The sequence below is a fragment of the Marinobacter sp. F3R08 genome, from assembly GCF_018860425.1.
Taxonomy (GTDB): Bacteria; Pseudomonadota; Gammaproteobacteria; order Pseudomonadales; family Oleiphilaceae; genus Marinobacter.
Map to the genome: position 1 here is coordinate 1 of NZ_JAHKPI010000007.1, position 11,019 is coordinate 11,019.

Genomic DNA, 11,019 nt, shown 5'->3' on the forward strand with positions numbered 1-11,019 from the left:
CGCCCTTTGTCATTCTTGGTAATGATTGTTCATAACCATCTTGATCGCCTTCGTCTTCCTCGGACTCGTCCAAATACACATCATGCCAACCACCAAACGTGACAACCTTCCCTTTAGCCACAAACGTTTCCCCTTGAACGTCAACAGTGATGGTTGTACTTAGGAACTCATGCACTGGATAAAACTGCGCAAGGTAGGCTCTTACAACCAGGTCATAGATAGCTCTTTCTTTGTCATTAAGTTTGTTCAAATTTCCTTTGTGCATCGTGGGAATGATGCCGTGGTGTGCCGAGACTTTCGCATCATTCCAAGTGCGGGATTTTATTCCCGTATCTGCTCGGTCTATGATGGAAGATAAATGAGGGTTTACCGCTTTCACTGCTGCTAGAACCGCGGGCGCATCTTCAAACTGAGATTCTGGCAAATACGCACAGTCAGTTCTTGGGTAAGTAGTTAACTTGTGTGTTTCGTACAATGATTGACACGTATCTAGTACATCTTGAGCACTGAACCCAAATTTTCTTGATGCCAAGGCGGTCATATCAGACAAGCTAAAAGTAAGCGGGTGATTTTGCTTCTTGGCTTGTTGGATATAATCTGTGATTGTTCCAGGTTTACCGCTCAGGGACTCAACTAGCTTATCAGCAATCTGTGTGTCGATTAGACGGCCTTCCTCGTCTAGCCCTTCCTGATCTTCTTTCGCTTTCCAACCCGCCCAAAAACTGCCGGACTCATGTTTAATTTCAGCTCGAATAGTATGGAACGGTATAGACTTGAAAGATTCGATTTCACGGTCCCTATTCACTACTAGAGCAAGGGAAGGTGTTTGTACGCGGCCTACTGTCAATAAAGCTCTTGAGCCGCCTCTTTGTGCTCTCAAAGTGTACGCCCTGGATAGATTCATACCTATCAACCAATCAGCTTTACCTCGCCCTTCCGCAGCATGGGCGAAGCCGTGAAATTCGCGGTTATCTTTCATGTTGGTTAACGCACGTTTAACAGATACGGAGTCAATAGCGTTAGCCCAATAGCGAAGAACTGGCTGTGTACTATTGAAATGCACTAGCAATTCATCAACAAGCAATTGCCCTTCACGGTCAGGGTCCCCAGCATTCACAATTTGAGTGGCAGACTTGATCAACTTGCCGATAGTTTTCACCTGTTTTTTGGCGTCGTCTTTGGGTCTTAAAATCCATTGTTGAGGAATAATTGGGAGTTCTTCAACACGCCATAATTTTCGGCCTTTGTCATTCGTAGGTACATCGTCCGGTGTATATTCATCCGGCCCAGCTTGCTCCAGCATGTGACCAAAACACCAGGTAACTCTATCCTTGCCACATTCAATAAAACCGTCACCCTTACCTGTTACTCCTAGCTCTGCGGCAATGGCTTTTGCTACTGAGGGTTTTTCTGCGATAAATAATCTCATACCTTTTCCTTACCAAGTGAATACTGGACGAATAACCGCTTTCACTTGAGAACGATTAACAGGCCCAAAATAACGGGCATCAAATGAGGTTCCGCTAACATCCGACATAAGCAGTAATTCAGAGTTACCAAGCGTGTACTGACTTGTTTGGTATCGAGGCAATTCTCTCCCTGCTGGGTCCGTAGTTTTTAACTTGCTGTGTTTCAGCAAGCTACCTTCAACTAAAACCCCTTCATCAGTGATTTTTACGGTGTCACCTTTAGCCGCTAAAATTCGCTTCATCATGTAGCCATAGTCACCTGGACAGAATCCGGCGGCGATGTAACCACGTTCTTTTGCAGTAGCAAACACACCAATTTCAGGCGGGCAAAAAAGAACATAAGCCCCTTTTTCTATTGGTGCGTCAGTGGTCCAATACAGGCCGACAGGAATGCTTTTTGTTGTGTTGATTCGAGCACCAGAGAAATAACAGGTTGCTCCGAGCACCATAAGAGACGCGCCAACAATTGCGACACCTGAATAAATTCGCTTCATCATATTTGAATCCCTTCCTCTACTTGCTCGACGACTCGTAACTTATCGCAAACTTTAGGCGCTTCAATTTGGGCGCGAGCAAGAAAAATAGGGTCTTTGAAGTAAAGAGGTTGTTTGCCATAAACCGCGGGATAACCCGCGACATACACAACCATATCGCCCGCGGTATCAATATCACCCTTGGCGTTTTTAACTGGCCCAGGCATACGCAAACATTCGTCTGGCGTTAACAACGGTCGTTGTACTTCTTGAATAGTTCGAGATACTTGCCCTAGTAGCGCAGAAGTACGGCGCCCACTGGTTGTAATCTGCTCTTTTACTACAGTTGTTTGGCCCGTTAATCGAGACAAGTGTTCGGCGGTTTCGATTCGGTTTGGCGGGTATGCGTTCTGAACGTGACAGTTAGATGTGATGGTTTCATCAGGGCCATAACCTGTTTCACGGCTTTTAAGTTGGTTTAAGTCCTGGCAAATCAAGTAACACTTAATCCCATAGCCCGCAACGAAAGCTAGTGATTCTTGCAATATTTCTAGCTTCCCTAAACTTGGGAACTCGTCCAGCATCGCCAACAGTCTGTGTTTGTAATGGGCTACAGGTCGGCCTTTCTCAAACGTCATTTCATCAGCCAACAGGCGAATGATCATGTTTACCAATATTCGGACCAATGGGCGCAAACGGGCTTTATCATTTGGTTGCGTAACAATGTAAAGGCTGACAGGGTTATCATGGTTCATCAGATCTCTAATCTTGAACTCAGACTCACTCACGTTTCGAGCTACCACTGGATCGCGGTAAAGAGCTAGATATGATTTTGCGGTCGATAGAACAGAGCCACCTTCTTCCTCTGGTCTATCCATCATGTCACGCGCAGCAGAACCAACCGCAGGGTGGTTTTGACCGTCCACATGACCATAGGTAGCCATTTCCATCCAAAGTTCGCCTGTGTCGCGCTCAGGGTCAGCAAGCATTGCATCAACCGCAGGAAGGGTCGCGGGTGTCCCTTCGTTTTTAGCTTTGTATAAAGCATGTAGAATTACACCAACCAAAAGTGCAAAGGCGGTTTTTTGCCAGTGTGATTCCATGCCTTTACCATCGGGGTCTACAATCAGCGTTGCTAAGTTTTGAACGTCCCCTACTTCGTATTCAGTGCCTATTCGGATTTCGTCTAACGGGTTCCAATGAATACCGCCGTAATTTGATGCAGGCTCAAAACGCAAAACTTTATTGTTTGCGTACTGCTGACGCCAGCCCGCAGTCAAAGCCCAAAGTTCTCCTTTAAGGTCTGTAATCACGGCACTTTGCGCCCAGGAAAGCAATGTAGGAACAACAAGACCGACACCTTTACCCGAACGTGTTGGCGCATATGTTAAAACGTGTTCTGGACCATTGTGGCGCAGGTAGTAAAAGTTTCCTTCTTCATCTTCCCAACCCCCAACATAAACACCCGTTGAGCTTGGTGCGTCTTTACCTGTCACAACTTCCAACAGATTACGGTTACGAGGTAATAAACCCGCAGATTGAATATCTTTCTTACCCGCCCAACGTGCGGAACCATGCAAATATTCATTTGCTTTTGAGCTGTTATTGGTGACTACCTTTGTGATAGTCACACCCAACAGACCAACCGAAGTCACAACCATCCCAACGCTGGCCGCTTCCATAAACTGATTGGGGTAATTGCTATACCAATCACTCGCCCAATTTAAAATTTTCCAGGGTGCGTATACATTATTAATATTTGCCCCTAGCGACTCTTGATAATTAAAAGAGTGTGCAAAGTATTGGGTCGCTGACTGTAAGCCAACAGCAATCGACACGGCTCCCAAAGCGGGCAATGTGCGATTTTTGCTTGTTTTTTTTGCCCTGACTTGAGGACCAACTGCATTGTTTATTTTTGGATTCATCTGCTCCTTCCTTTTGATTTGTTGAGCGAACCTTGAGGGGTAACTGTCACAGCTTCACCAATTCGCACACGCTTCATGCGCTGAGCGGTAGCCTTATCAATTGGAAGCACTAGAACTTCATCACCTCTGTTTAAGAGGGCCAAAGCCTGTCCCTCCACGTTACGGATGCCGCCATAAGTAAATGCACCTGGTTGATTATTATAGCGTGAATGCTTCGGTATATCGAAACCTTTTGCACGTTTTGACTCGCGTTCAGATAAATATTTATTTACAGCGACCTCGCCAGGGTTTAGTCGTCCCCCCCCAGAAACTCCCCATCGCAATTGGTTATCTGGTTTGGTTCCTTGGTGCTCCAACTGACCAGAAACATCACTCGGCAGTAACATTTCACTTCTTCGGGCGAAGCGAACCACACTGAGTGAGGACAACGTTCGCAGACGGTTTTTTGCGATGGACGGCGGGTTTCGTCCAATGCCTGTAACGTTGGGCTTTGGCTTTCTGAGGACATTGCCGCCATCATTTCCGGCGTTGGCTCCACCGACTGAGTTGCTTGTACTTGGGGCGCTATCTGCTCCGTTGGTGTTGCTTCGGTCGTCGTTTGCGATGGTTGTTCTGGTTCCTGAGTCGGTGTGCTCGGTAATTCCTCGTCCAAGGCGGCTAGTGCTTGGTCGATCAGATCTTCCTCGTTCAGTTCTTCCGGTTGTTTGTTCTCGTCGGTCATGATTATTCTCCTGATTCAATAGATCTTGCCTGCGGCGCTCCATGCCCGCATCAGCAAAAGTGATTGGTAGATTTAAAGTGGCGGCAGTAAAAATCACCTGGGCTTTAAACTGAGCTGACCCATTAACAGTAATTCGACTGCCATAACGTTCTTTAGCTAACAACAAAGCATTTTTGAGCGCTTCATTTGTAGCTTCTCTTGAGATTTGAAGTTTCTCCCCATCGTCACGAATAGCACTTTTACCTGCTCTATAGATAATCGTGCCTTTCTTGGTAATGTTATCCATAACAGGGGCGTAACCTGGCTTGTGTTCAAAGTGAACAGCTCCAAGTGAAGACATTGAACGGAGACGATTTTTAGCAAATGCAGGAGGCTTTTTCCCGATTGGGGCAACATTAGGTTTGTTAAGGCCCTCTAAGTTGACAGGGGAGCTTTTTTTCTGCTTCCCGCTAATCACATCGCCTTTAAGTGCCTTAGCCTTGTCACGCGCTCTCAGAGCTTCTAAAGCAGTCTTATTACCTTTCAAAGATTCTTGTTTAAGCCAGTCAGCCCACGCTCGACGTTTATACTTTTCATACAACGCTTGGCGCTCTAATTTATTGGCCTTATTGATAGCCTGTATGTCAGCTTTAAGTGCTTTATGCGCCTGGGAATAAAGTATTTTCTTATTTAGACGACTTTCACCCATTAGCTTTATCGCAGCTCTACGGAGTCTGTTTTTTCTCTTAGCAGCCTCGATGCGACTATCTTTTCTTCCCTTGGCGTTAATCCATTCAATCTTTCTTGCCGCGGTTAGTTGTTTTTGTTCTTCTTGATACTTCGCATATAACTCAGTCGTGTTTACTTTGAATTTCGTAGGTCGTTTTTCATATCGGCGGCGTTTATCTTGGGGAGGAACGGGATTGTTTATTTGTTCAAATTCACCTAATTTCTTTTCCAACTTCTGCTTTGATAAATCCCTAGCTAAAGTGCTTGCCTTCACTTGAGTTCCATCAGCAGATTCAACAACAAAGCCGTTACCTTGCTTGCGAATTTCTAAGCTGTTTTCACTTAACACCTGGTGAAGTTGCTGCCAGTTTTCAGCGGCCCTAATTTCTTCTAAGCACTCACGCTTAACCCAACTAACTAGGCTTTCTATACCAGCGTGCTTTTCCATATCAGAGGCTCTACCTTCTGATACGGTTTTAAAACCTTGGTGATTGTCTTTTTCAAGCCCATATTCATTCTCTAAAATATCACTGAGGCTTCCAAACTTGCGGTAAGCCTGAAAGGGTTCGTGCATTGTTTTGTTGGTAGGATGAATTTTGTTTATAGCTATATGAATATGCACATTGTCGGTATCATGGTGTACAGCACTTACTCTTTGGTGTTCAGAGAAACCCAACCCAGCACATACCCTTTCCTCAATGGCTTTTAGAACATCACTATCAGGCTTCTCGCCAGGACGAAAACTGACGATTAGATGATAAGTTTTATCGCCCGTTGCGCGGGTGTTGGTATGCTGAGTTGCAAGCACCTCACCAATAACCGCCTGCATTGTATTAGCATGGCAATTTGTCACATTGACTAGACCAAGCCTTTCAGTCTTACTTTGCTCATCGGTGATATATTTCACCAAACCAGAAAAGTCAGATTTTTTAGCAGAGCGCATCGGAACGTGTTTAATTATCAAAATAGACCCCTGAAATTTTTAGCCGCTAAAATCACTGTTCTGATCGCGGCATAACTATTTTTGTCATCACGGCGCCCATTTCTTCTTGTGTAGCTTCTATCTTGCTAAGAACAGCTCTAATCGTTGATTCGCCAAACTGAGCGGTCCTGACATCGTTTGTAAGCCAAAGTTTTAGCAAACCACCTAAGCGGCCTAAATCGCCGTTAATTTTCGCTAGCTCATGCACTTGATCGTAATCAACCACACCTTGAATGTGATAACCCTGCCCGACTTCTCGAAGGTATCTTGCTGCACTCATACCAGCTCGCGCAGCCTGTGCCTCAATTAATTCCTTTTCATCGGGTAAGCAGTACACCTTGATTGGTGTGCTGTTTTTCCTAGTTACTTTTTTTTCTTCTGTCATTGCTGTTCCTCTTTTCCGACGGTAGTCGGTAGCCTCGCAGAGCAGGATTCCCGTTGAGCCCGAAGGCGCGAATAAGGGTTAGAGTGAAGTAGCATCCACCAACTTGTTGGTGGGGCTACTTCACCTATCCTGCCCGCCTTACGGCGTTAATAACTCCAAGAAAAGTGTACACCAACCTTTTCGATTTATCCGCAGCTTTTGCACTAAATTTGCGCTATAGCACAAACGATATAGTGAAATTTCGCCAAAACCCCCTATAATGGAGGTTAGTAGCAGATATATAGCGATAAAATAGCGAGCTTATAGCGATATAATGAAAGCTCACAACGTGATAGATTTGTGATCACGAAAGAGATAAGACGGATAAGTGATTATGGGGAAAGCAAAAAAATATACTGATCAACTTGCTGAATGGGTAAAGAAGAGAGACGAAAAACGAAAGCGCCAGGATAAAAATGTCGTAGCATTTCTTGCTGTACAAAAGGATATAGAAGAAGCGATAGCCGCTGGTTACTCAGTAAAAACCATTTGGGAGCACATGTTAGAAGAAGGGAAGATTCATTGCAGATATGAGACTTTCACTAAGCATGTTAATCGTCACATTAAGAACAAGGAAAGCAGCTCAAATTTTTTAGCCGCTAAAAAAACCGAAGAAGTTACACACGAAACCCCCGCAACTAAGGGGCCAGAAAAACCGACAGAAACAAAGTCACTAGAAAAAAATAGTGATTCTGCTCAAGTTCAAAATAAAGATAAGCCAAAAGGAATTACTGGCTTTAATTTCAATTCAAGACCGAATAAAGAGGATCTAATCTAATGGCTAAAGTACATATCATTTTGCAAGGTAAGGGCGGTGTAGGTAAATCCGTGATCGCAGCTATCGTCGCTCAATACAAAAAAAGTAAAGGTCAGGAACCAACTTGCATAGATACTGACCCTGTAAATTCTACGTTCGAAGGTTATAAATATCTGAACGTAACCAGGCTAAATATTATGACTGACGACGAAATTAATACTCGCAATTTTGACTCGTTAGTTGAGCTAATAGCGACAACCGAGAATGACGTCATTATTGATAATGGTGCGAGTTCTTTTGTGCCGCTATCACACTACCTAATTTCTAATGAAGTCCCTGCCCTACTAAACGAAATGGGGCATGAGATTGTAGTTCATACCGTTATTGCTGGTAGCCAATCACTATTAGACACGGTGAATGGTTTTTCACAACTGGCAGACCAGTTCCCAAAAGAAGCTCTTTTTGTTGTGTGGTTGAATCCATATTGGGGGCCAATCGAGCACCAAGGGAAGTCGTTCGAGCAAATGAAGGCGTACACGAATAATAAAGATCGAGTTTCAGCAATTATTGACCTGCCAAAACTAAAAGATGAAACCTATGGCCGTGATTTCTCTGAAATGCTTGAAAACAGAAAAACATTTGATGAAGCGTTGGCCGATGACAATTTGACGATCATGTCTCGACAACGATTGAAAATTGTTCGCGGTCAAGTGTTTGGTCTACTGGATAATGCGGCGGTATTGTAATGACAGACAAGGTTGAAGAAACCATAAAGGAAATCGCGGCCAAACACGGCATTGCCGTTGGTCGCGATGACCCTATATTGATTTTGCAGACGATCAATGATCGCTTGATGCAGGAAAGCACCGAAGCTCAGCAAGCTATCCTAGACTCCTTTAAAAGCGAGTTAGAAGAAATTGCGCACCGATGGGGGGAAGATGCTAAAAATAAGGCAGAAAGAACGCTTAATGCCGCTCTGACAGCCAGTAAGCAAACTATGGCGACTTCGATGCAAGAAAGCGCAAAACTCGCCGCAGAAGCTGCTAGGAGTGAAATTGAGAAAACAATAAAAGAGCAGGTAGCCCCTTTGAATAAGGAAACTCGTCAAGTAGCTAGGATGAACCTAATAGCAGCAGGAATGACAGTATTTGCAGCAGGCGTAGCGTTATGGGCATCGCTGTAGAAAAAAAGAAAGCCTGGAGTGATAACCCAGGCTTTTCTCTAGTTAGTAGGGTTTATTTATCCCAAGAGTATGCGAACGGCAACGCTCTTGGTTTTGCTTCCTTTCATATTCTTGTTTCTTAACTAGCGCCTGGTGATGCCTTTGGGCTTGTCTCATTGAATCCCAATCAGCAGCTAGTTCAGGGTTTTCTGCCCTCATCTTCCTTGTTGCTAACTCATCAATACGGGGAGAATGAACACCCATACCATCTTTAATCTCTCGAACAGCCTCTAGGCGAACATGCAACGTTTGTAAGCGCGACTGCTGTTGAGACTGACTAACCATCCAGTTTTTCTTTGTTCCTGGCATAGATAGAAACCCAGGCTTACTTAGTTGAGATTGCTGTAAGCGAGCTTGCTGACGACTAATCAAATTTTCTAAACGGTCCTCGATACGTTCAACTTGATCATGTTTAGCTTGTGCATACGTTGCTAATGTCTCTTGATAGCTTTGCTCGACTGTAGCACTATCCAACATCGAAGACTGTTCAGATTCTAATCTTTCAGCCTCCGAAAGTAAGCCACTACCAGCTAAGACCGAACGGTCTGTGCTCGCTCTGCCTTGCGGCGTTTCAGTTCCGCTCTGGCCCACTCGCTCGCTGTTGCCATATCTTGCCTTAGTGATTCGATCTCGGATTTGTTCAACCGTCTTGGCTGATTTGAGGTGTCCGGCTTCACCTTGTGTGAGTTTGTCGAGTTCATAACCAAAAGTATCCTTCCAAAATTGATTCATTGCTGGGCCGTGTTTACTATTAATGGCCGCTAACATTCCAGGCTTAACAGGTAAATTAAGCGCACCTTCATGAGCGGTCATAACAGACGCAGCCACAACTTGACCACCTCGATTCTCTACATAGCCTTTTAGAGAGGCTACGGTTCCACCCATTGCTAGAGTGTCATCTACAATTAAGTATTGTTCACCCTTTTTGACATTTCCGTCAAAAGTTGGATTAAACGCCAGGCGATGATCTGCCCCCGTATCAGTGCGACCAACCTTGTCACGCTGAACGATATTTAATTCAACATCCAACCCCAAACGATCTGCCAAAACCTCAGCCATAGCCAACGGTATTTTATTATTGCCAGCTGACTCCACAGCCAAAACAGGCAATATACGGGGCTTGCTTTCCCCTATGTACTCCTTAATAGATTTCACTGTTTCATCAGTAATCAATCTATCTACCAGGTCAATAGCTGCGGGCATGTCTCCTGACTTGGCCGCTTGGTATTCAGGTTCGTTTTTTAACGCACCTAAATCACCATTTCTAATTAACTTTGGAAAATCTCCCCAAGGAGAACGCTCTCCAATGCCTAACTTATTCAAAAATCACCTCCAGTTTTAGCGGCTAAAACTATCGGGAGCGACCTCTACTAAGCTTCACGGCCTGGGTAACTACAGCTTTCCCCGAAGCATCATAATTGATGCTTTTTACACTCCCAACTTCAGGTACTATATCGAAATTTTCTTTAGAGTGCATGACAAAATTTTTACCAATTTGTTGATAAACCTTATTGGTGTCAGCATGGACTATCATGCCGTCATGGCTTTTTGACTTATCAGCCTCTTTCGCCATGTAGAGATTGTAAATACCAGGCTTTAACGCACCTGCTTTTTCAACCTTTTGATTTGTCCATGCGCCACTGTTATCAGTTTGAATGATTCGCTGGCCATTCATAACCAATAAGCGTTGTTTCATCTGCGGCGCTCCTATCTTCTACATAATGCATTTGGTTGCAATGCAATCAGCCACAAAAAACCGATCTCGGCAACCAATCGAGATCGGTTCCAACGATAACCGATATTTTTTTCTCAAGGACACTCTAATATTATGACAAAACCTTATATTTATCAGGTTGTTTTTAATGAGAAGTAGCTCAATTGCACGAAGTTAAGGCAATTTTAAAACCTTCAACCTAATCAAACATGCAAAGAATTACCCCGCATAGAGCGGGGTAGTTAGGAGTGAGAAATTTCAGACTTCGTGACGATGTAACCTAGCCTTCAATCAAGGACATAAGCTGAACATCCCCCAAGTCAGTTTCAAATTCGTGGCCGTCATCTTCATACTTCAACCAAGCCATACCATCAGAAGAAGGGCGGCGGTCTAGGACCAAACGAGCCGAACGGCTATCATGTACCACCATGACAATCGCTTTTTTCAATTTGTTTGGATCAACTTCTTTAGGTGGCTTAGGGTCGTTATTGCCTGATTCTTCCTGATCTTGATTTTCTTCTTCATCTTCACCAGTAAAGGCTGATTCATCTTCTTCTTCTTCGACATGATGACGTTTATCATCCAAATATTCTCGTAGAAGCTTCACTGCTGGACGGGTAATTT

The 11,019-nt window shown here is 44.3% G+C and carries 11 protein-coding genes; 3 read left to right on the forward strand and 8 right to left on the reverse strand.

Translation table 11 applies throughout. The features are described 5' to 3' along the window. The 5 genes from KO499_RS01710 to traJ all read right to left on the reverse strand — a co-directional run. A partial coding sequence (locus tag KO499_RS01710) for a DNA topoisomerase (protein ID WP_215982009.1) occupies nucleotides 1–1,429 on the reverse strand: 1,429 nt, incomplete at its 3' end. Between the two features lie 9 nt (nucleotides 1,430–1,438). After that, nucleotides 1,439–1,966, reverse strand: coding sequence for a conjugative transfer signal peptidase TraF (gene traF, locus KO499_RS01715; RefSeq protein WP_012774825.1), 528 nt, complete (start codon nucleotides 1,964–1,966; stop codon nucleotides 1,439–1,441). Then, the gene (locus KO499_RS01720) at nucleotides 1,963–3,867 is read right to left on the reverse strand and encodes a type IV secretory system conjugative DNA transfer family protein (RefSeq protein WP_012774826.1); all 1,905 of its coding nucleotides are present in this window, start codon (nucleotides 3,865–3,867) and stop codon (nucleotides 1,963–1,965) included. The genes traF and KO499_RS01720 overlap by 4 nt, the downstream gene beginning before the upstream one ends. Continuing rightward, nucleotides 3,864–6,260 carry a TraI/MobA(P) family conjugative relaxase gene (gene traI, locus KO499_RS01725; protein ID WP_086959614.1) on the reverse strand — a complete coding sequence of 799 codons (2,397 nt, stop codon included), beginning with the start codon at nucleotides 6,258–6,260 and terminating at the stop codon, nucleotides 3,864–3,866. The genes KO499_RS01720 and traI overlap by 4 nt, the downstream gene beginning before the upstream one ends. Before the next feature lie 31 nt (nucleotides 6,261–6,291). After that, nucleotides 6,292–6,663 carry a conjugal transfer transcriptional regulator TraJ gene (traJ, locus tag KO499_RS01730; RefSeq protein ID WP_012774829.1) on the reverse strand — a complete coding sequence of 124 codons (372 nt, stop codon included), beginning with the start codon at nucleotides 6,661–6,663 and terminating at the stop codon, nucleotides 6,292–6,294. Between the two features lie 373 nt (nucleotides 6,664–7,036). Here traJ and KO499_RS01735 point away from each other — a divergent pair, with 373 nt between their 5' ends. From KO499_RS01735 to KO499_RS01745, 3 genes are read left to right on the forward strand one after another with little or no spacing between them, the layout of a single operon-like run. After that, a complete protein-coding gene (locus KO499_RS01735; protein WP_012774830.1) occupies nucleotides 7,037–7,480 on the forward strand; it encodes a TraK family protein in 444 nt (147 codons plus the stop codon). Further along, nucleotides 7,480–8,205, forward strand: a complete 726-nt coding sequence (locus KO499_RS01740; RefSeq protein WP_012774831.1) for a TraL transfer origin protein — start codon at nucleotides 7,480–7,482, stop codon at nucleotides 8,203–8,205. The genes KO499_RS01735 and KO499_RS01740 overlap by 1 nt, the downstream gene beginning before the upstream one ends. Beyond that, nucleotides 8,205–8,642 carry a conjugal transfer protein TraM gene (locus KO499_RS01745; protein ID WP_012774832.1) on the forward strand — a complete coding sequence of 146 codons (438 nt, stop codon included), beginning with the start codon at nucleotides 8,205–8,207 and terminating at the stop codon, nucleotides 8,640–8,642. The genes KO499_RS01740 and KO499_RS01745 overlap by 1 nt, the downstream gene beginning before the upstream one ends. Before the next feature lie 42 nt (nucleotides 8,643–8,684). Here KO499_RS01745 and KO499_RS01750 read toward each other — a convergent pair whose 3' ends face one another. The 3 genes from KO499_RS01750 to KO499_RS01760 form a co-directional block, all read right to left on the reverse strand. Beyond that, nucleotides 8,685–10,004 (reverse strand): phosphoribosyltransferase, encoded by a 1,320-nt coding sequence (locus KO499_RS01750; RefSeq protein WP_012774833.1) that lies wholly within the window; start codon nucleotides 10,002–10,004, stop codon nucleotides 8,685–8,687. Between the two features lie 28 nt (nucleotides 10,005–10,032). After that, entirely contained in the window at nucleotides 10,033–10,377 is a 345-nt protein-coding gene (gene kfrB / locus KO499_RS01755; protein WP_012774834.1) for an IncP plasmid survival protein KfrB, read from the reverse strand. A 298-nt stretch (nucleotides 10,378–10,675) separates the two neighbouring features. Continuing rightward, nucleotides 10,676–11,019, reverse strand: a 344-nt coding sequence (locus KO499_RS01760; protein ID WP_323133307.1) for a transcriptional repressor KorB C-terminal beta-barrel domain-containing protein, incomplete at its 5' end; no start/stop codon positions are given.

Bases quoted from the DNA above. Each gene is read 5' to 3' on its own strand.
- traF (WP_012774825.1), bottom strand. From the start codon at position 1,966: ATGATGAAGCGAATTTATTCAGGTGTCGCAATTGTTGGCGCGTCTCTT.
- KO499_RS01720 (WP_012774826.1), bottom strand. From the start codon at position 3,867: ATGAATCCAAAAATAAACAATGCAGTTGGTCCTCAAGTCAGGGCAAAA.
- traJ (WP_012774829.1), bottom strand. From the start codon at position 6,663: ATGACAGAAGAAAAAAAAGTAACTAGGAAAAACAGCACACCAATCAAG.
- KO499_RS01735 (WP_012774830.1), top strand. From the start codon at position 7,037: ATGGGGAAAGCAAAAAAATATACTGATCAACTTGCTGAATGGGTAAAG.
- KO499_RS01740 (WP_012774831.1), top strand. From the start codon at position 7,480: ATGGCTAAAGTACATATCATTTTGCAAGGTAAGGGCGGTGTAGGTAAA.
- KO499_RS01745 (WP_012774832.1), top strand. From the start codon at position 8,205: ATGACAGACAAGGTTGAAGAAACCATAAAGGAAATCGCGGCCAAACAC.
- kfrB (WP_012774834.1), bottom strand. From the start codon at position 10,377: ATGAAACAACGCTTATTGGTTATGAATGGCCAGCGAATCATTCAAACT.